This window comes from Vibrio tarriae, assembly GCF_002216685.1.
Lineage (GTDB): Bacteria > Pseudomonadota > Gammaproteobacteria > Enterobacterales > Vibrionaceae > Vibrio > Vibrio tarriae.
The window spans coordinates 2,403,764-2,426,976 of record NZ_CP022353.1 but is presented as its reverse complement, the minus strand read 5'-3'; the positions used below and the strand labels follow the sequence as shown (position 1 = coordinate 2,426,976).

Annotated in this window: 19 protein-coding genes; all 19 read left to right on the top strand. The window is 48.3% G+C overall.

Annotated elements, in window-relative coordinates; genetic code table 11:
* Positions 1–7: 7 nt before the first annotated feature.
* Entirely contained in the window at positions 8–1,234 is a 1,227-nt protein-coding gene (locus CEQ48_RS16850) for a type II secretion system F family protein (protein WP_089072022.1), read from the top strand.
* On the top strand, positions 1,234–1,686 hold the full coding sequence (locus CEQ48_RS16845; protein ID WP_089072021.1) for an MSHA biogenesis protein MshF: 453 nt from the start codon (positions 1,234–1,236) through the stop codon (positions 1,684–1,686). The genes CEQ48_RS16850 and CEQ48_RS16845 overlap by 1 nt, the downstream gene beginning before the upstream one ends.
* An 80-nt stretch (positions 1,687–1,766) precedes the next feature.
* The gene (locus tag CEQ48_RS16840) at positions 1,767–2,321 is read left to right on the top strand and encodes a prepilin-type N-terminal cleavage/methylation domain-containing protein (RefSeq protein ID WP_089072020.1); all 555 of its coding nucleotides are present in this window, start codon (positions 1,767–1,769) and stop codon (positions 2,319–2,321) included.
* Between the two features lie 34 nt (positions 2,322–2,355).
* A complete protein-coding gene (locus CEQ48_RS16835) occupies positions 2,356–2,835 on the top strand; it encodes a prepilin-type N-terminal cleavage/methylation domain-containing protein (RefSeq protein ID WP_089072019.1) in 480 nt (159 codons plus the stop codon).
* Between the two features lie 59 nt (positions 2,836–2,894).
* Positions 2,895–3,407, top strand: coding sequence for a type II secretion system protein (locus CEQ48_RS16830; RefSeq protein ID WP_089072390.1), 513 nt, complete (start codon positions 2,895–2,897; stop codon positions 3,405–3,407).
* Complete coding sequence (locus CEQ48_RS16825) at positions 3,397–3,963, top strand: prepilin-type N-terminal cleavage/methylation domain-containing protein (protein ID WP_198301184.1); 567 nt, start codon at positions 3,397–3,399, stop codon at positions 3,961–3,963. The genes CEQ48_RS16830 and CEQ48_RS16825 overlap by 11 nt, the downstream gene beginning before the upstream one ends.
* Positions 3,963–4,733, top strand: a complete 771-nt coding sequence (locus CEQ48_RS16820) for a PilW family protein (protein ID WP_089072017.1) — start codon at positions 3,963–3,965, stop codon at positions 4,731–4,733. The genes CEQ48_RS16825 and CEQ48_RS16820 overlap by 1 nt, the downstream gene beginning before the upstream one ends.
* On the top strand, positions 4,708–5,130 hold the full coding sequence (locus tag CEQ48_RS16815) for an MSHA biogenesis protein MshP (protein WP_181714750.1): 423 nt from the start codon (positions 4,708–4,710) through the stop codon (positions 5,128–5,130). Before CEQ48_RS16820 ends, CEQ48_RS16815 begins: the two co-directional genes overlap by 26 nt.
* Entirely contained in the window at positions 5,120–9,274 is a 4,155-nt protein-coding gene (locus tag CEQ48_RS16810) for a DUF6701 domain-containing protein (RefSeq protein ID WP_089072015.1), read from the top strand. Before CEQ48_RS16815 ends, CEQ48_RS16810 begins: the two co-directional genes overlap by 11 nt.
* A 167-nt stretch (positions 9,275–9,441) precedes the next feature.
* Positions 9,442–10,485, top strand: coding sequence for a rod shape-determining protein (locus tag CEQ48_RS16805; RefSeq protein ID WP_000473772.1), 1,044 nt, complete (start codon positions 9,442–9,444; stop codon positions 10,483–10,485).
* Positions 10,486–10,541: 56 nt separating this feature from the next.
* The gene (mreC, locus tag CEQ48_RS16800) at positions 10,542–11,432 is read left to right on the top strand and encodes a rod shape-determining protein MreC (RefSeq protein ID WP_089072014.1); all 891 of its coding nucleotides are present in this window, start codon (positions 10,542–10,544) and stop codon (positions 11,430–11,432) included.
* Positions 11,419–11,907 (top strand): rod shape-determining protein MreD, encoded by a 489-nt coding sequence (gene mreD, locus CEQ48_RS16795; protein WP_089072013.1) that lies wholly within the window; start codon positions 11,419–11,421, stop codon positions 11,905–11,907. Before mreC ends, mreD begins: the two co-directional genes overlap by 14 nt.
* A 59-nt stretch (positions 11,908–11,966) precedes the next feature.
* A complete protein-coding gene (locus CEQ48_RS16790) occupies positions 11,967–12,467 on the top strand; it encodes a Maf family protein (RefSeq protein ID WP_232477902.1) in 501 nt (166 codons plus the stop codon).
* Positions 12,468–12,492: 25 nt separating this feature from the next.
* On the top strand, positions 12,493–13,962 hold the full coding sequence (rng, locus tag CEQ48_RS16785; protein ID WP_089072011.1) for a ribonuclease G: 1,470 nt from the start codon (positions 12,493–12,495) through the stop codon (positions 13,960–13,962).
* Positions 13,963–13,974: 12 nt separating this feature from the next.
* Positions 13,975–17,850 carry a YhdP family protein gene (locus tag CEQ48_RS16780; protein ID WP_089072010.1) on the top strand — a complete coding sequence of 1,292 codons (3,876 nt, stop codon included), beginning with the start codon at positions 13,975–13,977 and terminating at the stop codon, positions 17,848–17,850.
* Between the two features lie 8 nt (positions 17,851–17,858).
* Positions 17,859–18,686, top strand: coding sequence for a carbon-nitrogen hydrolase family protein (locus CEQ48_RS16775; RefSeq protein ID WP_089072009.1), 828 nt, complete (start codon positions 17,859–17,861; stop codon positions 18,684–18,686).
* Positions 18,686–20,131 (top strand): metalloprotease TldD, encoded by a 1,446-nt coding sequence (tldD, locus tag CEQ48_RS16770; RefSeq protein ID WP_089072008.1) that lies wholly within the window; start codon positions 18,686–18,688, stop codon positions 20,129–20,131. Before CEQ48_RS16775 ends, tldD begins: the two co-directional genes overlap by 1 nt.
* Positions 20,132–20,439: 308 nt before the next feature.
* Entirely contained in the window at positions 20,440–22,101 is a 1,662-nt protein-coding gene (gene hcp, locus CEQ48_RS16765) for a hydroxylamine reductase (protein ID WP_089072007.1), read from the top strand.
* Positions 22,102–22,152: 51 nt separating this feature from the next.
* On the top strand, positions 22,153–23,208 hold the full coding sequence (locus CEQ48_RS16760; RefSeq protein ID WP_089072006.1) for an FAD-binding oxidoreductase: 1,056 nt from the start codon (positions 22,153–22,155) through the stop codon (positions 23,206–23,208).
* Positions 23,209–23,213: the final 5 nt, after the last annotated feature.

The following is a 23,213-nucleotide window of genomic DNA, read 5'->3' as shown; positions in this document are numbered from 1 at the left end:
AGTAGGCATGGCGACGTTTTATTATCAGGGGCGTAATGCCGATGGCAGCAAAGCCTCTGGGTTAGTCGAGGCAGCCTCGGAAGAATTAGCCGCAGAAATGCTGCTCAACAAAGGTATTGTGCCCACATCGATTGCACAAGGTGCTGCGGAAAAAAGTGCATTTGATCTTAACTGGAAAGCGTTGCTTACTCCTTCGGTACCGCTGGAAGTGCTGGTGATTTTTTGTCGGCAAATGTATAGCCTAACCAAAGCAGGGGTACCTTTGCTGCGCTCTATGCGCGGCTTAGCCCAGAATTGCCATAATAAGCAGCTTAAAGCGGCGCTTGATTCGGTCTGTAATGAGTTAACCAATGGTCGTAACTTGTCGGCTTCCATGCAGTTACATCCCGCGATTTTTAGCCCTTTGTTTGTTTCCATGATTCAAGTGGGAGAAAACACAGGGCGATTAGATCAGGCTTTGTTGCAATTGGCTGGCTATTACGAACAAGAAGTGGAAACGCGCAAAAGAATCAAAACGGCGATGCGCTATCCGACCTTCGTGATTACGTTTGTTTTGCTGGCGATGTTTATTTTGAACGTCAAAGTGATCCCACAATTTACCAGCATGTTTAGCCGCTTTGGGGTCGATTTACCCTTGCCAACGCGCATTTTGATTACCACATCCGATTTTTTTGTGAACTACTGGGGCTTACTGCTTGGCATCATAGCCGGGTTATTGTTTGCATTTCGAGCTTGGGTCAATACCACGAATGGCCGCATCAAGTGGGATCACTTGCGGCTGCGCATGCCGATTGTGGGGGATATTGTTAATCGCGCGCAGCTCTCACGTTTTGCGCGTACTTTTTCCTTGATGCTTTCGGCCGGTGTGCCGCTCAACCAATCGCTAGCGCTGTCGGCAGAAGCGATAGATAACAAGTTTCTAGAGCAACGTATTTTAGAGATGAAAAGCCAGATTGAATCTGGGGTTGCGATTTCTGCCACGGCGATCAATGCCAACATTTTTACCCCTTTAGTGATTCAGATGATGTCGGTGGGAGAAGAAACTGGGCGTATAGATGAACTTCTGTTAGAAGTGTCCGATTTTTATGATCGTGAAGTCGATTACGATTTAAAAACACTCACAGCACGAATTGAACCTGTTTTATTGGTGTTTGTTGCAGCTATGGTGTTGGTGTTGGCGCTGGGTATCTTCCTACCTATGTGGGGCATGATGGATGCGCTCAAGGGCCGATAATGAAAAAAGGATTTGAGCGCGCGAGATTTGTCCTCTGGTTAGTCTTGGTTGTGGTTTTATTTATGGCGATGTTTTCGGTTTGGCGGTCGATGTTCAGTGATACGCTACAAACCGCCTTAGACATGGCTAGATTGCAAATGACTGATCGAGCGAATACTTATAAGCAAGAGTGGGTATTGCAAGGGCGTCCTGCACACTTACAGATAGAACAAGCCGAGATTCCAATGCAACATGGATGGATTTTTCCCAAGATCGATCAAGGAGTTGATTGTGAAAAAGTGCTATTTTTGCTCTATCCTGATCGTAAGGTACTGGACTGGTTACCAAAGGTAACGGCAACCCATCGGGTGAATGGTTACTTGTGCCATTACCAATACGGTGATGTGGTTCAAATCGACGTGGAATTGAAGGATCGCTATTTTGCGATAGATGCCAGTTTTTTGGTGCGCTGATTTTTTGACACTTTAACCACACCAAAGCTAAAAAAGGGCGTATAATGCACGCCGTACGTTACGTAAGTTAGTTGAAAAATATGAAGAAAATGCAGCAAGGCTTTTCATTGGTTGAGCTAGTGATCGTGATTGTGGTGGTTGGGTTACTGGCTGTCGCAGCTTTGCCCCGTTTTCTTGATGTGACTGATGAAGCGAAAAAAGCCAGTATTGAAGGAGTAGCTGGGGGTTTTGCCACCGGCGTCCTCTCTGCTCGGGCGCAATGGGAAGCGCAAGCTCGCCCCACCTTGACCGGCAATAAGTATCCCTCCATTAATTATGATGGAGTCAATTTTTGGTTAACCACCTCCGCAACCAGCGGCTATCGTGATGGTTATCCTTTGGGCTTGAATACCGATGATACGACTTATCCTTCAGGTATCTCAGATCAGGCTTGCATTGATTTAATGAATAATCTGCTGCAAAACCCGCCACAAGTGGGGACGGAAACTGAAGCGGCGAGTAATTCCAATTATAAATATTCGGCTAAAGCGGATACTGGTGCTGCTACATGCACCTATACGCAAAATGAAAAAGGTAGCCAACACGAATTTGTTTATGAAGTTAAAACTGGTCGCGTGACCGTAACCTTGCAGTAATACTGCGTATTCACATGAAAGAGAGATGGTAATAATGAAAAGACAAGGTGGTTTCACCCTAATCGAACTGGTCGTGGTGATTGTAATTCTCGGCATCTTGGCCGTCACAGCCGCGCCACGTTTCTTGAATTTGCAAAATGATGCGCGTCAAGCTTCTTTGCAAGGTCTTAAAGGCGCAATTGATGGTGCGGCGGGGATTGTTTACGGAAAATCTGCAGTTAGTGGAAAAGACACTAAACCTACAGAAAGCGTTGATGGCATATCTATCGTATATGGTTACCCAGCTGCTACATCTGCAGGCATTGGTGCGGCAGTAACTGGTCTATCTAATGATTGGACTGGATTATCTGATGCCGCAACTACACCACCATCATTTGTTATTACATTTAAAGATACGACTTTGGATACTGCGGCTAAAATTATTGCTACTAACTGCTATGTTAAGTATGAGCAAGCAACTAGCTCTGCGGCTGGTAGTGAGTCAAAAACTAGCACTGAGTCTTCAGGTTGTTAATAAAAAAGGCCAGCTTGTCTGGCCTTTGTTCTCTAGGGCTTGAGCTAGATTTATTCGCCATGCGGCAAAGCAGGATGGAATTCCCTCAGGGTAAGACACAAGGTTTTACCCTTATTGAACTGGTAGTGGTGATTATCCTACTAGGGATACTCTCTGCTTATGCGGCAAGCCGATTTCTGGGGCCTTCTTCTTTTGCAGTGGTGACCACGCAGAGTGAAATATTAGCCTCACTGCGTTTAACCCAAAGCCGCGCGATGCAGCGTACGGGGTATTGTAATCGTTGGTTGCTCACCAGCGCTGCGGCAGTGCAAGTCTCCCCGCAAGCCATGCAAGGCAGTTGTCTTAGCGTTTTTCCCAGTAACCCTAGCGACCCTTCGCTGGTGGATGCGGTCGCCAATGATGTGGCGCTTTCTTTGGCGGGTTCGGGGGGCGTCTCCTTTCTTGATTTCGATAGTTTAGGCCGCGCCACGCAATGTATCAGTGCCGGGTGCACAGTAAGCATCAGCAGTTCCACGCACAATGAGATTCGCCAAGTCTGCATCAATAGCGAAGGGTATATCTATGCCTGCTAAGCCTGTGATTGCTGCACGTGGTTTTACTTTGATTGAAATGATCATCGTGATTGTGGTGTTGGGCGTGGCCTTGGTTGGCGTAACAACTTCCTTATACCCGCGCTCTCAACAGAGTGCAGAGCAAGTGTTATCGGTGAAAGCTGCAGAATTGGGGAGGGCAGTACTGGATGAAGTTTTGGGGCGTGCTTTTGATCAGCACTCTGGCCCCAATGGTGGCTTACCTGAGTGTGTGCTTATTGTTACCACGGGACGTACGCTTTGCACTGAACCTTCGTTACTGGGGAAAGAGAGCGAGGCCAGTAACACCGAGTTCAACGATGTGGATGACTACATCACATCAAGCCCAATCCCCATCACCGATGTGCTGGGTACGGATATTTCCAGTGAATACCAACGCTTTACCGTATCGATACAAGTGTTTTATGTATCAGATAGTAGCGGTCAATTTTCGGCAATGCCTGCCACAGAGCGAACCCACTACAAACGTGTTGCATTAGTGCTTTACGATCCGCAAGGCAATGCGTATCCGTTTGCTGCGATTAAGGGGAACTACTGATGAGCCGTGGCTTCACCCTAATCGAAATGGTGATCACTATTATCTTGCTTGGCATTGTTGGCTTATTTCTGGGCAATATTGCTGGGCAAGCGATGGGGATTTATGTCGATACCACAGCGCGTGAAGCCTTAATCCAGCAAGGACGTTTTTTAACGGAACGTATGAGCCGTGAACTGCGTGAAGCTGTACCCAATAGCGTAATGGTGGCCAATGGTTGTATTGAGTTTCTGCCGATTGTAAACAGCGCGATTTATCAGTCATTACCGACGAATACCGTGAACACTCTGCGCCTCTTGCCCATCACTAAGTCGATCCAAGCGGGAGAGCGCTTAGTGATTTCTCCCAATGATCCTGTGGCATTACGCGCCGCTCTCTTGCCTGCAGCAGGGCAAATTGCCGAAGTCGCCAGTACCGTTGATTTTACCCCACCACAAGATCGCACTATGGTGAATGTCCCCTTAGTGCAGGGCACTTTGTTTACCCTACAGTCGCCCGCGAATCGCGCCTATTTTTATACTACCCCCGTGGCATATTGTTACCAAGGTAACAGCATCTACCGCTATGCAGGCTATAGTTTGAATAGAACGGCCTTGTCGCCTACCTATTTAGGGAATGGGGTATTAATGGCGCAGAACCTGAGTGGCGTCAATTTCAGTGTGTTAGCCCCACAGTTGCAGCGCAATGGATTAGTCAAAATTGAGCTGACTTTTGCTGATAAAGGTGAGCAAGTAAGGTTTGATCATGATGCTCTGGTCTACAACACGCCGTAAGCAGCAGGGCAATGCCTTGATTCTAGTGGTTTTTATTATCGTGGCGGTTGGGTTTGTCGCGCTGGTGGCCAATCGTAATCAAGCGCGTAGTAGCCAACAACTGGTGTCTATGGTGCTCGGTACTCGTGCGGAAATGGCCGCCCGTTCAGCGCTTAATATTGAACTGAGCCGTTTTTATCAAACCACCACAGAGGGAAGTTGCCATACGAGTTCCTCACAGAATATCGATTTTATGGGGGAAGGATTGGGGCAGTGTGAGGCTTTGGTAACCTGTCAATCTCTGGGGGCGTTAGATAATGGGCAAGAAGTATATCAACTCAGCGCGATAGGGCGTTGTCAGATTGGAGATTGGTCGTTACAGAGAATCATAGAAGTAGGAGTAAGAAGTGAGAACTAAATTATATGCATTGTTATTGCTATTTTTCGCTTACTCAATGCCTGTATTTGCTGTGCCTCTGTGTTCCAATATTTTTACCAATCCGCCGAGCGCAAATCATTCCCCTAATGGGTTAGTTCCACCCTCTAATTTACCTAATTTGGGGAATTTGAACTGTAATGGTAGTAATTGTGGAGTATGGGCTCCTGGGGATTATAAATATAACTTGGGCAGTATTTCAGGTAATGCCGTTTCGGTGACTTCTGGAAAAACTGTTCGCTTATATTTCAACTCACTCACGATTAGCGATAACACTTATTTTAATACCTCTGGTGACGCAGAAAACCTAATTATTTATGTTTCTGGTTCATTAGTACTCAATGGCAATTTGCACATAAACGGAATTTTGTATGTAGCAGGTTCGGTTACGATATCGAGCAATTCCACGATCACTGGCTCTATTGCAACGGGGGGGGCATTGGCTAATTATGGAACTACTGTCGTTGATCTGGAAGCGGTCGAGGCTGCTGATTTTAATGGGATGTGTGAAAGCGATAAATTAGTAGCTCGTTATCATTTGGATGAAACCACATGGCAAGGCAATTCTGGTGAAGTCAAAAATACTGTTGGGGATTATTTGCATGGACGAGCAGTCAATGGTGCTAATACAGCAAGCCAAACCCCTGCGCTACCTATTGATTCTTATTCCAATGGTACATGTGGTTATGGGGTATTCACTAAATCTCAAAGGCAATATGTCGATATCGCTCATAACGCTAAGCTGAATTTTACGGAGGCATTCACTATCTCAGCTTGGGTATATCCGAAAAGCTATCCCAATTCCGAATTGATGACGATTGTTTCTAAAGATGGGAATTATGAGTTTCATATAGATAGTCAAGGTAAGGTCTATTGGTATTGGGAAAAAGCCAATGGTGAAGCTGTAACATTGGCCTCTACAATGCCAATTCCTCGTAATCAGTGGTCACATATTACAATTCGGTATGACCGAAAGCGCGATAATCAACGACAAGCTATTTTTATTAATGGTCAATTAAACAGCACCTCAAATAATGGTTCTCGTTTGTTATCTAATGCATTTCCGTTGCAAATAGGCACTGACCGATCTTCTTCCTCTCGATCTTTTGATGGATATATTGATGAAGTTTCGTTATATGCTTCAGGTCTTTCCAATCAAAGAATCGAACAGTTAGCCCAAATGCGACATTTTTGTCAGCAATCGGGTTTACAGTGCTTTTCAGATGATTTTTCTGCTCCTAGTCTTAGTCAGCAATGGAAGGTTTTCAAAAGCAGCGGAGATTTCACTCCTTCAGTCGTCGGTCAACGTTTGCGATTAACAGAAGCTAAGGTCAACCAGGCTACAGCTTCAACTTTTCAGCGCATATTTCCTGCAGCAGGTAACCGAGTTGAACTGGAGTTTGACTATTTTGCTCATGGTGGAAATGGAGCTGATGGAATCGCTATTGTGTTCTCTGATGCCCAAGTTACCCCGCAAGTGGGTGCTTTTGGTGGGCCGCTAGGTTATGGGTATAAGACCAATGAGCAGAAACCAGGCTTTGCTGGTGGCTGGTTAGGAATCGGTTTAGATGAGTACGGCAACTACTCGATTGAGGGTGGAGGAAATGGTCCTGGGCGTAAGCGGCAGTCTGTTGTTCTTAGAGGCTCAGGCTCTCAATATTCGGGATATAACTACCTAGCAGGGACTTGTTCTAATGGAACATCGATGATGTCTGATGGTACTTGTTTGAGTCCGACAGTCGACGGAACAAATGGTAATCCATTACATAAATATCAAATTATTATTGATTCGACTCAAGCATCAACGTCGATTGTCACTGTGAGACGTAAAGTGGGTAGTGGAGCTTGGGTTAATCTGATTGGGCCTCTGAATGTGATGAGTTTTCGGGGGCAAGAATCAGTACCTGATGAATTGATCATGTCGATTACTGGTTCAACGGGTTCGTACACTAACTTCCATGAAATAGATAACTTTCAAGTCTGTGCACTGAATTCAAGACCCGTTGGAAAACAAATAAATCATTTCCGGCTAATTTTACCGAGTTCTGGGCTAACGTGTGCGCCGAGTGAAGTAACCCTTCAAGCTTGTGCAGATGCGAACTGTACTTCTTTATTTACTGATCCTGTAAGTGCTAACTTAGTTCCGGCTTCTACACCTAATGCAACCGGTGGATGGATTGGGGGGTATAACGCCTCTTTGATAAATGGTATGGCGATTAAGCAATTGCGCCGTAATACAGCGGGGCGAGTGACTGTCGATATTTCTGGCTCTAGCCCTACGGCTGAAGCTTATAACGAGAATTTGTGCAGCCGCACTGGAGCTGCGGGTTCATTTTCAAAAAATAACTGTTATATCGATTTCTCCGACAGTGGCTTTATTGTCGATGTGCCCAATGCTTATGCTAACCAGACGGTGACGGGCACCATTAAAGCGGTGCGCAAAGATAATGCCTCACAACAGTGTTTGCCGAGTTTTCAGAATGTCCAAAAGTCGGTCTCCTTTTGGAGTGGATATTTAACGCCAACCCCAAGTGACACGGGTTTTGCGGCTTATAGTGTATCTTTGAATGGAACGGTTATTGGCCAAACTGCTAACAGTGCAACAGCACTCAATTTAAGCTTTAACCAAAGTGGTGAGGCGAATTTCAGTGTGGCGTATCGTGAGGCAGGGAGTCTTGCTCTCAATGCACGCTTTACTGGTAGTGGTGATGAGCAAGATCTGCTTCTCGAAGGGCAAGCTAGTTTTATTCGTGTCCCTAAGGCATTGGTTTTGAGTGCAAAAAGTTTTTATAACAGTGATGGCAAATGCGCTGCAGCGGATATGAGTTGTAATGTTTTTGCGAGAGCCGATGAAAACTTTGATCTGAATATTCGAGCCGTTGTTGCTGCGCCCATTGAAGATAATGATTTCACAAACAATTTAACGGCTTATAACTACCAGCAACAAAATATCGCGCTACAACATACTTTGGTGCAGCCATCGGCAGGGCAGGCAGGTGTGTTAGGCGTAAATGAATACACTCATCTACTTGGGGGTACAACGCCCGTTGAACAAAAAGTAAGTGAAGTCGGGGTGTTTGATTTCTCTTTGATCGCTCCCACCCATTATCTTGGCCTTGACTTAGCGAGCGCGAATCTACCGATTGCTGTTGTATCAACAGGCCCCATCGGGCGTTTTATTCCCGCTTACTTCGAGGTGTCTCCGATGAGTAATGTCACCTTAGATGCGGCATGTAAAACGGGCAATGCCTTTAGTTATCTTGGTCAGCCATTCGGCTATACCAATAGTCCAGGGCTATATTTACAGCCGAAATCCGCCAATAATGCGGATACGCAAAACTATCTCATCGATCCTTGGTGGCGTTATAACAATCAATGGGATGGTCGCACTTACAGTGATAGCGCAAACGGTGTGAATCTTGGTTTCGATAATCTGCAGACTTCGCCCATCAGCAGACAGGCATCCAACAACAGTGGCATTGTCTTAAATGGTGAAAGGGTGTGGTATCAAAAACCGTTACAACCTAAATCGGTGTTTAATGCAGCGTTTAACTTAACCTTAAGTGCCTCTGATTTAACGGATCAGGATGGGGTTTGTTATCAACCCAATGCCTCACCTCTTTGTTCGGGATATACGTTTTCACACATTGATGGAGCCATGCCACTATATTGGGGCAAATTGGTTATTCAAGATGTGTATGGACCAGAAACTCAAGCCTTAGAGCAACCCATGTACGTCGAGCATTTCACCAACAATGGTTTTGTTCGTACGATTGAGGACAGTTGTACCGCACTGCCTGCGATCACTGGTTTTACCTTGCAATCTGATCCTAATAACAATGGTTATACAGTGTTGACCACTGGCGTTGCTGTTCCTCCCCAAGTCTTGGCTGAGCATTCAGCCGCTAATCTAGGCTCAGGTAAGCGCGCTATCCGCTTTAGCGCGCCGGGAGCGGGCGCTCGTGGTGTGATTGATTCAGTGTTGGATCTCAATGCGCACAATTTGATGTGGCTCGCCGAAGACAAAGATGACGACAATAATTTTGATCAAACTACCCAAGGTCGAGCGCAATTTGGCTTGTATCGCGGTAGTGATCGGGTGATCTGGTGGCGTGAATCGAATTAGGTGCTGAAGCTGCAATCGATCCAGATTTCTCTCATTCCGTTAGAGAACTGTTAGAAATTGCGTGTTTCAGTCCATGTTTATGGATCAACGCCTTGCTGTGATGGCAAGGCATTGGTACATTTAGTGCAATTTTCCTTTTCTCATTTCTTGCAGGACGAACGAAGAATATGTTCAAAAAACTTCGTGGCATGTTTTCTAACGACCTATCGATCGATTTAGGTACCGCCAACACACTTATTTATGTCAAAGGACAGGGCATTGTTCTTGATGAACCTTCTGTTGTTGCGATTCGTCAGGACAAAGGTCGTGGCGGTAAAACCGTTGCAGCGGTTGGCCATGCCGCAAAACAGATGCTCGGTAGAACCCCAGGTAATATTTCAGCCATTCGCCCAATGAAAGACGGCGTAATTGCAGATTTCTACGTCACTGAAAAAATGCTGCAGCATTTTATTCGCCAAGTGCACGACAACAGCGTGTTAAAACCAAGTCCACGCGTACTGGTGTGTGTGCCTTGTGGTTCAACCCAAGTTGAGCGTCGTGCGATCCGTGAATCGGCACTGGGTGCGGGCGCTCGTGAGGTTTACTTGATTGATGAGCCAATGGCGGCTGCCATCGGTGCAGGTCTGCGCGTTTCTGAGCCAACCGGTTCAATGGTGATTGATATCGGTGGTGGTACAACGGAAGTGGCGGTGATCTCACTCAATGGCGTGGTTTACTCTTCTTCTGTACGTATCGGTGGTGACCGTTTTGATGAAGCGATCATTAATTATGTGCGCCGTAACTACGGCAGCTTGATTGGTGAAGCAACGGCAGAAAAGATCAAACACGAAATCGGCTCTGCTTATCCGGGTGATGACGTGCAAGAGATCGAAGTGCGCGGTCGTAACCTAGCAGAAGGTGTACCACGCAGTTTTACCCTGAACTCGAACGAGATCCTTGAAGCGCTGCAAGAGCCGCTGACGGGGATTGTGTCTGCGGTGATGGTTGCACTCGAGCAGTGTCCACCAGAGCTGGCTTCTGACATCTCTGAAAATGGTATGGTGCTCACCGGCGGTGGTGCACTGCTGAAAGATCTCGATCGTCTGCTGATGGAAGAGACCGGTATTCCTGTGGTGATCGCCGATGACCCGCTGACCTGTGTGGCGCGTGGTGGTGGTAAGGCCTTAGAAATGATCGACATGCACGGCGGCGATCTGTTTAGCGAAGAATAAACCGTAGTGTTGTGCCTTATGCATGGCACTTTGCTCAGAGTTAGGATGGTTATTGGATGAAACCTATCTTTGGTCGAGGACCTTCTCTGCAGCTACGGCTATTTCTTGCGGTTATGTTATCAGCCAGCCTTATGCTGGCTGATAGTCGTTTAGGTGCATTCTCACATGTACGCTTTCTGCTCAATAGTCTGGTTGCGCCTATTCAGTACGCAGCGGATCTACCGCGCGTACTGTTTGACGATTTTTATGACAGCATCAGCTCTCATCAGCAGTTACGGGAAAATAACCAACTGCTAAAACGTGAAGTCCTGACCCTGAAAAGTAATCTGTTACTGCTTGAGCAGTACAAAGAAGAAAACCAACGGCTGCGTAAGTTGCTCGGTTCCTCCTTTTTGCGTGATGAGAAAAAGGTGGTGACCGAAGTGATGGCGGTCGATACGTCGCCCTATCGTCACCAAGTTGTGATCGATAAAGGCCGCGTAGATGGAGTGTACGAAGGTCAGCCGATCATCAATGAAAAAGGCATTGTTGGACAAGTCACCTTTGTGGCAGCACACAATAGCCGAGTCTTGCTCCTGATTGACCCTAATACCGCGATTCCGGTACAGAACATTCGCAATGATATTCGAGTGATCGCCTCAGGCAATGGACAAACCGATCAAATCCAACTGGAACATATACCGACCAGTACCGATATTGAAGTCGGCGATATGCTAGTCACCTCTGGCTTGGGTGGGGTTTACCCTGAAGGCTACCCAGTGGCGATTGTGTCACAAGTCGATAAAGATACCCGTCGTGAGTTTGCCTCGATCAAGGCGGATCCTGTGGTGGAATTTGATCGCTTGCGTTATTTGCTACTGATCTGGCCAAACGAAGATCGCTTACAAAAAGTGATGCAGGCCGATCCGCAGGCGCTATTAGAGGAAGAAGCCAATGCTCAGCAGTGATATTAAAGGCCGCATGGTCATTCTTGCCTCATTTTTTCTAGCGCTGATTTTGCAAACCATCCCATGGCCGGGAACCTTAGATCTGCTCCGGCCACCTTGGCTGCTGCTGGTCTGTTGTTACTGGGTGTTAGCCCTGCCGCACCGAGTGAATGTCGGCAGCGCGTTAGTGATGGGTTTATTGTGGGATCTGCTACTCGGTTCCACCTTGGGTATTCGCGGCATGATGATGTCGATCATCATCTATCTGGTGGCGATGAATTTCTTGGTACTGCGCAACATGGCCCTATGGCAGCAAGCGATTGTGATTGGTTTGCTGTCGATGGGATTGGAAGTGCTGATTTTCTGTGGTGAGTACCTGATCCAGAATGTGACATTCAATCCGTTGTCACTCTGGAGTGGAGTGATTGCCTGTATACTTTGGCCGTGGTTGTTTTTATTACTGCGCCGAGTTCGACGCCATTGGCATGTGAAATGACAATATCGAAATTAGTGTTGGCTTCGGGGTCCCCCAGACGTCGTGAACTGCTCGCTCAAATGGGCTACCAGTTTGAAGTCGTGATTCCGAATGTCGAAGAAAGGCGCGCAGCGGCTGAGTCGCCTGCGCAATATGTTGAACGGCTTTCTCGCGATAAAGCGTTAGCAGGGGCGGCGTTGGTGGCGGCCGATGCGGTCGTGATTGGTTCAGATACGATAGTTGTGAAAGATCAACAGGTGTTGGAAAAGCCGCGTGATTTTGCTGATGCAAAACGCATGTTACTCAAGCTTTCCGGTAGCCAACATCAAGTGATGACTGCGGTGAGCGTGACTTGCCGCGGCATCACTCACTCCGTGGTGGTAACCACGGAGGTGTGGTTTAAAACTTTGTCAGAACAAGAAATAGAAGCCTATTGGCAAAGTGGTGAGCCCTGCGATAAAGCTGGCAGTTACGGCATTCAGGGATTGGGTGGACGATTTGTTACGAGGATTGAAGGCAGCTACCACGCGGTAGTCGGATTGCCACTCTACGAGACTGACCAGCTTCTGCACAAATTCTAATCATTTTAATCATTGAGGTGCGCTCATGAGTGCAGAGTTGCTGTTAAACGTCACCCCGAGTGAAACTCGAGTGGCGATGATTGAAGGGGGAATCCTTCAGGAAATCCATATTGAACGTGAAGCCAAACGCGGCATTGTTGGCAATATTTACAAAGGCAAAGTGAGCCGGGTATTACCGGGGATGCAAGCGGCGTTTGTGGATATTGGGCTCGACAAAGCCGCCTTCTTACATGCCTCAGATATTGTGCCGCACACAGAATGTGTTGCGGAAAGTGAGAAGCAGCAATTCCAAGTTCGTGATATCTCCGAGCTGGTGCGCCAAGGACAAGATATTGTGGTGCAAGTGGTGAAAGATCCACTGGGTACCAAAGGTGCGCGCCTAACCACGGATATCACGCTGCCCTCTCGCTATCTGGTGTTTATGCCGGGAGCGAGCCATGTCGGTGTATCACAACGCATTGAAAGTGAAGCCGAACGTGAGCGACTAAAAAAAGTGGTGGCTCACTACTGTGATGAGCATGGCGGGTTCATTATCCGTACGGCGGCAGAAGGGGCAAACGAAAAAGAGCTGACCCAAGATGCGGCGTTCCTTAAGCGTTTGTGGTCAAAAGTGATTGAGCGGCGCAGCAAATACAAAAACCGCTCTATGCTGTATGGCGAGCTTGGTCTGGCGCAGCGCATTTTGCGTGACTTTGTCGGCACCGAATTGACTAAGATTCTCATCGATTCACGGCAAGAGTTCGAAAACCTCAAAGAGTTTACCTCCGAATATGTCCCAGAGCTGACGGCTAAGTTAGAGCTGTATCACGGCGATAAGCCCATTTTTGACATGTACGATACGGAAAACGAGATTCAGCGCTCTCTCGAACGCAAAGTTGAGCTCAAATCTGGCGGCTATCTGATCATCGATCAAACCGAAGCCATGACCACGATTGACATCAATACCGGTGCCTTTGTGGGGCGACGTAATCTCGAAGAGACCATTTTCAACACCAATATTGAAGCGACTCAGGCGATTGCGCGTCAGCTGCGTCTGCGCAATCTGGGTGGCATCATTATCATCGACTTTATCGATATGGTGTCGGATGAACACCGTAAGCGAGTGCTCACCTCTTTAGAAGCGGCTTTGGTGAAAGATCGAGTCAAAACCAACATCAATGGCTTTACTCAGCTTGGGTTGGTGGAGATGACACGCAAAAGAACTCGAGAAAGCATTGAACACGTGCTTTGTTCGACTTGTCCAACGTGTGAAGGGCGAGGCAGCGTGAAAACGGTGGAAACGGTTTGCTTTGAGATTTTGCGCGAAATTACACGCGTTAATCGTGCCTACGATGCGGATAAATTTGTGGTTTATGCCTCTCCAGCAGTGGCAGATACTTTGCAAGGCGAAGAGTCACATGCCTTGGCGGAGTTGGAAGTGTTCATTGGTAAAGAAGTGCGAATTCAAGCAGAACCACTCTACAACCAAGAGCAGTTTGATGTTGTGATGATGTAAATAGGGCATCGGGTGATTTCGACAGTAACCCGCCTCGGGCGGATCCTTATGTGGCTGCTGGTCAGCCTGCTGCTTGTGCTGGCTTTAGCCGTCACAGCCCTGCGCATTTTGTTGCCACAGATGAACCGTTTTCAGGCGGAGATTCAGCATTGGCTGAACCAAAATTCTTCGGTGCAAGTGGCGATTGCCAATGTGCAAGGTTACTGGCGCAATACCCATCCCTCTCTCTCACTGCAAACCTTGCAAGCCCATTGGCCGGACAGTAACGATATTCAGCTCAATGCCGCTAGCATCGAGATTGAATTTGATTTATTGCAGTCGCTTTGGCAGCGACAACCTGTCATCGCAGACTTAACGGTAAATGGCATGGTACTGGATCTCAGGGCGATAGATTGGTTGGCTCTGGAGCAAAACCCTAACCCTCGGCAATCTCGTCAAGGGCGCGTGGTAAAGCAGCTCGATGATTTGCTACTGCGTCAACTGGATGATTTCACCCTCAAAAACTCAGCAATACTGTACCGCACTTTTGCCGGAGATCTGCGTCAGCTCGACATTGAAAAACTGCGTTGGCAAAACCAAGGTCTACGCCATTTTGCTGAAGGGGTGGTCAGCATTGCGGGGACTAACATCAACTCTTTGTTGGTAAGCGCTAACTTTATTGATCATGGTTCACTGCGCGATGTATCGGGCGATTTCTATGTCAGCGCGGATAAAGTGCGAGTATTGCCTTGGCTAACAAGTTATTTAAAAGATCAAACAGGCATTCAAAAAGGCCAATTAAGTTTTAATGCGTGGGCGACACTTGATCACAATCAGCCGAAAGATGGCTATGTCGAATTTAAGCCTTCGGAGTTGGTGTGGCAAAACGGTGAGCAGCCTCATGAACTGCTGCTCGAGTCAGGGATTGTCGAACTGAAACCAACCGAGAAAGGTTGGCAAGTAAATGCCCACTCACTGCGTTTACGAAGTGATGATGAGCTATGGCCGCTTTTGGATGTCGCGATGGATTGGCAGCCCGGTGAGTGGCGGCTCAATCTCTCTCAGCTCAATATTGAAAACTTGTTACCTCTGGCTAAGTTGATCCCCGAATCACAAACGCTCAATCACTGGCTGACAACCTTAAAGCCGAAAGGGGTTTTGGAAGATGTGCGCATTGCCAAAGGCGCAACGTTGGAATCGTTACGTTATTCGGCATCATTAATTGATGGCGGAATAGCGCAATGGGAATTGCTGCCACAAGTCAATGCCCTGCAAGCGCAAATTCAAGGCTCACCGAGTAAAGCACTCATTAAAGCCAGCATGGTGGATGACGTGTTGCCCTATGGTGAAGTGTTCCAAGCCCCACTCCATATCCGCCAAGGCGCAGTGAATATGGTCTGGCAGCAAGATGAATATGGATGGTCGCTCTGGTCCGATAAAGTCACGGTTGCGACGCCTGATCTGCAAGCGCTCGGGGCCTTTCGCCTCGATTTTCCGGATCATGCCAGCCCATTCCTCTCATTTTATGCCGAAGCCGATCTCTTTAATGCTGGGGAAACGTGGCGCTACTTGCCGACGTTGGCGTTAGGCCGTGAGCTGACCGATTATCTCTCGACCGCGATTCAAGCGGGACAAGTCAATACCGCGAAACTGATCTGGTATGGCGCGTTAGATCAGTTTCCTTATCGTATGCACAATGGCGTGTTCCAAGCTTGGGTTGGTTTAAAAGAGGCCAAATTTGCCTTTGATACGGCTTGGCCACCGATCACCGATTTGCAGCTCGATCTGCTGTTTGAAAATGATGCCATGTATCTCGACTCGCGCTCCGCGACCTTGATGGAGGTAACTGCGGAGCGGATCACCGGTCGCATTCCAGAATTGGCCGAACTTGGCCATATCGAAATTGAAGCGGTAGCCAGTGCCCAGCAAGGTAACGCGATTCGCAATTACATGATGGCGACTCCGTTAGTCGATTCCGTAGGCGCGGCGCTGACCACGATTCAAGTCAAAGGCCCAGTGCGCTCAGAGTTTCAACTCAATATTCCTTTCCACAGTGGCGCGGAGCCGCGGGCTTGGGGCTTTGCCGAGCTGAGCAATAACGCAGTGGATATTGATACGCCACCTATGAGCCTTAATTCGGTGTCTGGAAAAATCGAGTTCGATAATGACCGAGTGAGTGCGGCGGGGCTGGATGCCCGTTTGCTCAAGCAACCTGTCTCGATCGATTTTAAAGGCGAAGATGCCAAACGGGGTTATGTGGTTGGCATTGATATGGTTGGGGATTGGGAAGTCAAACCGCTGATCCCGTTTGTTGGCGAGCGCTGGTTAAGCCGAGTAAAAGGCCATGCGCCTTGGCAGGCGAGTGTCGATATTCAGCTCAATGATGTGGGCTTTACTTACCAACTGGATGGTAAAGCTGATTTGCGCGCGCTAGAGAGTCGTTACCCCTTCCCACTCAAAAAAGCGCTCAAAGTGAAAGGGCAGGCTCTGTTGCAAGCCTCAGGCAACCAAGAGATGGTCTCCGCTCGCTTGCAACTGCCGCAAGCAAAATATCAGGCCGAGATTGACTTGACTCCTAAGGTGCCGGTTTTGAAAGCGACGAATCTGGTGCTTGGAGAGGGTAGCTTTAAAATCAGCCCAGTGGTGGGGCATCATGTCCAGCTGCGTAGCCAAGCCTTCAACTTGGATGATTGGCTCTCGATTGTGAATGAAAAGCCTGCACCTAAAGCGCGAAAATCTAAGCTTGCCAGTTTAAATACGCCTGCATTCCCAATCCCAGAACGGGTTGATGCGGTAGTCAACGAGCTAACCTTTGCGGGGTTGGATTGGCATGATGTCGATCTGAATCTGCGGCGCAAAGATCTTGGTTGGCTTGCCAATTTGGATAGCCAAGAGATCAAAGGCCAAGCCAACTATATTGAGCCTTATGATTTGAGTATTGCGCTTGAGCGCCTGCATCTGTTTTTGCCTCAGCTCGAGGTGGGGGAAGAGGCGTTACTGGTCGATCTTGAGCGCCAGAAATTACCGCTTATCACCGATTTTGATCGTAAATTCCATCAATGGATGCCTAACCTCACGTTGACCATTAAAGACTTCTGGTTACAAGGCTACAAAATCGGCCAAGCGAATGTCGATTTTCAGCGCCAAGGGGATACGCTGCTGTGGAAGAGCATTGATTTCACCAGTGGTACCAACCAACTGCATGTTAATGGCACTTGGACGTTGACCGATACTCAGAGTCGAACCCAAATGAATTTGGATATGAAGGGTGATAACAACAGTGACTTGATGGCGCGCTTTGGGATCAACTCAGGTATCCAGCGTGCACCGTTTGAGATTAACGCGAGCACCCAGTGGGATGGCGCTCCGTGGTCAATGCAAGTCAACACCTTGCAAGGCAAAGTGGATACTAAACTCGGTAAAGGAGTGATTTCCGATGTGAGTGGTGCGGCAAGGCTGCTTGGTCTATTTAGCCTTGATTCGATCATTCGCAAAATGCAGCTCGACTTTAGCGATGTGTTTGATAAAGGGATGGCGTTTGATTCGATCTCCGGTAGTGGTGAATTCTCGCAAGGGGTCTTTGTCACCAATAACATCAAAATGGATGCGGTGGCGGGAGAGATGACGATTAAAGGCCTCGCCGATCTCAATACGCGCACGGTCGATGCGGAAGTTCATTTCGTCCCAGACATCACATCAGGCATTCCGGTATTGACGGCGTTTGCGGTGACACCGCAAACCGCCTTGTATGTGTTGGCGATCACTACGGTGATCTCTCCGGTGGTGGAAGTGTTTACCCAAGTAAACTATGAAGTAAAAGGACCGCTCGATTCACCGACAGTGAAAGAGCTTTCGCGCAGCAAAGGCGAATTTAAGTTGCCGGAAAAGCTGCGTAAACTGGCCAAATAGGGAATAAAATGCAACGAGTTGGACTGGTGCAAATGACCTCAGGATCCGAGGTGAATCGCAATCTGGCTTATCTCAAACAAGAGGTGGCCAAGCTTGCTCAGCAAGGAGCGCAATGGATTGTGACACCAGAAAATGCCCTGCTGCTGGGGAATCGTGAACAATACCATCAGCAAGCCGAATCACTGGATCACGGCACCGTTCAACATACCTTAGCGAGCCTCGCCAAAGAATATGGTGTATGGTTATTAATAGGCAGTATGCCGATCCGCCGCTCTGACGGGGTCACCACCAGTAGCTTATTGTGGAATGCACAAGGCGAGCGAGTGGCGGTTTACGATAAACTGCATATGTTCGATGTCGATGTCGCTGATGGTCATCAGCGCTATCGCGAATCGGAAACCTTCACGCCAGGGCAACAGGTGGTGGTTAGCTCAACGCCGTTTGGAGCGTTGGGCCTATCGATTTGCTACGATGTGCGCTTTCCGCACTTATACGCAGAATTACGTCGTCAAGGTGCACAGATTTTGCTGGTTCCTGCGGCCTTTACTGCGGTGACGGGCCAAGCCCACTGGGAAGTCTTGTTACGCGCCCGAGCCATTGAAACGCAATGCTGGGTGATAGCCGTGGGTCAAACCGGACGTCACCCTTGCGGACGAGAGACGTGGGGACATTCGATGGTGATTAGCCCGTGGGGTGAAGTGATCGCCAATTTAGGCGCAGAAGTACAAAGTAAAGTGGTCGAGTTCGATCTTGCAACGCTCGATTCTGTGAGACGCGCAATGCCCATCACACAGCACACGCGTTTTACCCATCAATTAATAGAGAACACACACTGATGACGATGAACCAAATTGAAACGGCACTGCTGGCACCCGCTGGGCTGACTGAACAGGATATTGCCGATACGCTGTCCAGTATTGCGACTCGCCAGATTGATTATGCCGATATTTATTTCCAATCCAGCTGGCATGAATCTCTGGTGCTGGAAGACAGCATCATTAAAGACGGCTCATTCAATATTGATTGCGGGGTCGGTGTGCGCGCCGTCAGTGGTGAAAAAACCGGTTTTGCTTACTCAGACCAAATTCAGTTAGAGGGTTTAAGGCAGAGTGCCATCGCGGCGCGTGGTATTGCTCAACAAGGCCAAAATCTCACCGTGCAAGCGTTTAAGCGCGCGCAACATCCTGTGTTTTATGGCGCGCACAACCCACTGGAAAGTTGGGAAAAACAGCAAAAAACCGAGCTGCTGAAACAGCTGGATGCGTACATTCGTACTAAAGAGCCACTCATCACCGAAGTGTCAGTCAGTTTAAGCGGTGTGCATGAGCAGATCCTCGTGGCGGCTACCGATGGCACTTACACAGGGGATATTCGTCCTCTGGTTCGTCTTTCGATCAGTGTGCTAGCGCAAAAAGGCGATCGCCGTGAGCGCGGTAGCGCGGGTGGTGGTGGCCGTTTTGGTTACGACTATTTCTTACAAGAAGAAGCGGGACAAAAAATCGCGTTTTCTTTCGCTGATGAAGCGATTCGCCAAGCGCTCGTTAACCTTGAAGCGGTAGCCGCTCCTGCCGGAACCATGCCTGTGGTACTCGGATCCGGTTGGCCGGGTGTGCTGCTGCATGAAGCGGTGGGTCATGGCCTTGAAGGCGATTTTAACCGTAAAGGCTCGTCGGTATTTGCAGGCAAAGTGGGCAAAAAAGTCACTTCCGATCTGTGTACGATTGTCGATGACGGTACACTCAAAGATCTGCGTGGCTCACTCAACGTCGATGATGAAGGGGTGAGTGGTCAGTACAACGTGCTGATTGAAAAAGGTATTTTGAAAGGCTACATCCAAGATAAACTCAATGCGCGTTTAATGGGTGTGGCACCAACGGGTAACGGTCGTCGTGAATCTTACGCTCATCTGCCGATGCCGCGTATGACCAATACTTACATGCTACCGGGCGAGCACACACCAGAAGAGATCATCGCTTCGGTGAAAAAAGGCATTTACGCCCCGAACTTTGGTGGCGGTCAGGTGGATATCACCTCCGGTAAGTTTGTGTTCTCGGCTTCAGAAGCTTACTTGATTGAAAATGGCAAAATCACCCGTCCAATCAAAGGCGCAACTCTGATTGGTTCTGGTATTGAAGCCATGCAGCAGGTCTCTATGGTCGGTAACGATCTGGCGTTGGATCGTGGTGTTGGCGTGTGTGGTAAAGCGGGACAAAGCGTGCCTGTGGGCGTGGGGCAGCCAACTCTGAAGTTGGATGCCCTGACTGTGGGTGGCACTGAGTAATTCACCTTCAATAAATAGCACTGAAAAAGTATGCCGTAGCCAACATCGCTGCGGCATTTTTTTATCTCGCCTTTAATTCGTCTCGTTTTTATCTCGATAAAAACGTTTTTCAACGTGAATAATTGAAAGTGTCAATATGACTCTATCGAGTGATATTGTTTTTATTGCTTGGTCTAATTGACACAAAAAAGTTGTGTTTATTGTGTTAAATGCATTGAAAAACAAATAAATAGAATTTGGCACGTAATATGCGATGTCTTCAGTAAATCTAAGCTATCACAGCTTATCAATGAAACTGGAGAAGCATAATGTTCTGTATTCAATGTGAGCAAACCATTCAAACCCCAATCGCAAAAGGGTGTGCCTATGCCCAAGGGATGTGCGGTAAAACCGCAGAGGTGTCGGACTTACAAGATGTATTGGTTTACGCGCTGCAAGGTGTCTCTTTTTGGGCCAATCTAGGCCGTGCTTGTGGTGTCGCCATTCCTGAAATTGACCAATGGGCACCGAAAGCCTTTTTTGCCACGCTCACCAACGTTAACTTTGATCCAGAACGGATTGTTGAACTGGCGCAGCAAGCGGAAAGCTATAAACAGCAGCTAGAACAACAAGTCCGTGCGGCTGCGGTATTAACCGGTTTTGAGCTTCCTGCGTTGTCACCGGCGGCACAATTTTCTCTCCCGACGGATAAAGCCGCTATCTTGGCATTTGCTCCTGCGGCTGCGGTAAACCGTGGCAAAGAGAGTTTGCATGAAGATGTGATTGGTTTGCGCCTGCTCTGTTTGTATGGCTTGAAAGGAGCGGCGGCCTATCTGGAACATGCGCGTGTGTTAGGACAAACGGATGCTGAGCTGTATGCGCAGTACCATCAAATCATGGCATGGTTGGGTACCGATCCTGTGGAGTTGAGTGCGCTATTGGATACGGCGATGCAAATTGGTCTGATGAACTACCGCATCATGGAAATCTTAGATAAAGGCGAAACCGAAACCTTTGGTCATCCAGAGCCGACTACGGTGAACGTCAAACCCGTCAAAGGCAAATGTATTCTGGTGTCTGGCCATGATCTGCATGATTTAGAGAAAATCTTGCAACAGACCCAAGGTATGGGAATCAACGTCTACACCAATGGCGAAATGCTGCCTGCGCATGCTTACCCAGAACTGAAAAAATACCCGCACTTGGTAGGTAACTACGGCAGTGCTTGGCAAAACCAGCAGAAAGAATTTGCGAACTTCCCCGGCGCGATCGTGATGACCTCGAACTGCCTGCTTAACCCTAATGTTGGGCAATATGCAGATCGCCTGTTTACTCGTAGCATTGTCGGCTGGCCGGGTGTGGCGCATATCGAAGGTGACGATTTCTCAACCGTGATTGAATGTGCACTGGCACAAGAAGGTTTTAAGCACGATGAGATTGAGCATCTGATCACCGTGGGTTTTGGACGCAATGCCTTAATGGCAGCAGCGCCTGCGGTGGTTGAGCAAGTCAAATTAGGCAACATCAAGCACTTCTTCTTGGTCGGTGGCTGTGATGGTGATAAAGCGGAGCGCAACTACTATCAAGATTTTACTGCGCAAGCGCCGGAAGACAGCGTGATTCTGACCTTGGCTTGCGGTAAGTTTCGCTTCAACAAAAATGAGTTTGGCGCTATCAACGGTATTCCACGTTTGCTCGATGTGGGTCAGTGCAATGATGCGTATTCAGCGATTCAACTGGCGCTTGCGCTTGCGGAAACCTTCGAGTGTGGAGTGAACGATCTGCCGCTGACTCTGGTGCTCTCGTGGTTCGAGCAAAAAGCGATCGTGATCCTGCTGACCTTGCTTGCGCTGGGTGTAAAAGGCATCTACACCGGTCCTACCGCGCCCGCTTTCCTCACGCCAAATCTGATGGCGATCCTGCAACAGCAGTTTGATCTACGCAGTATTACCACGGCGGAAGACGATCTGCGCACCATTCTGGCGGCATAAGTGGCCACTCAGCCCCACAATGTGGGGCTGATGCCGATGAGGAGAAGTAACATGTCTGCATGGGCAGAACAAGACAATGAAACCTTGGTTTGTGTGCGTAAATGGCAAGAAACCCCAGATTGTGTGAGCTTTGAGTTGGCGGATCCGCATCGTGAGCGCCACTTCAACTTTAAGCCAGGGCAGTTCGCGAACTTAGGTTTTTCCATTAATGGGCAGACGGTGTATCGCTCTTACTCGATCAGCTCGCAGGCTCAGCAGCCGTATTTACGTTTTACGGTAAAGCGAGTCGCGCAGGGGTTGGTGTCGCAACATGTGGTGGATGAGTTGCAGTTGGGGGATAGCGTGACGGCCATGAAACCCCAAGGCCGCTTCAATAGCACCGATTGTGCGCCCAAATCCCGTGTATTACTGATCAGCGCAGGGTGTGGCATCACGCCAGTCATGGCGATGGCCAAAGCTTGGTTAGCCGAACAGAGCGATAAACAGAACGATGCAAGAGAGATCGATTTTCTGCACATTGCTCGCAATCCAGAACAAACCATCTATTGGCAAGAGTTGCAGCAGCTGGCGGCGCAGCATTCGAATTTTCACTTGAAGCTGTTACTCAAAGACGCGGGTGAGAGTGGCTTTGCACAAGGTCGTTTAACTCAGGAAACTTTGATTGAACAGGTTCCGGATGTGTTGGAAAGAAGCGTGTATCTGTGTGGGCCAGCAGGGTTTATGCAAGATGTGAGCGGTTATTTACAAGCGCTTGGCTTTGATATGGCGCATTTTCATCAAGAGAGCTTTTCTCCTGCAATGACGTCATTCAACGAGGGATATTCCGATCCCGCTATTCGCCAGCAGGTGAAAATTCGCGTGCCTGCTTTTGGGGTAGAGGTGGATGCGCCGAGTGAAAAAGTACTGTTAGAAGCGTTAGAAACCGGAAAACTGCCGATCATTGCGGCTTGTCGCAGCGGTATTTGTGGTTCGTGTAAATGCCGCGTGTTGGATGGTCGTTTCCGCCGTTTAAGCCAAGAAACGCTGAGTGAAGAGGAGATTGAGCAAGGCTATGTATTGGCTTGCTCGACCTTGGCGGAATCGGATGTGGAACTGGCACTCAATTGAAGTGT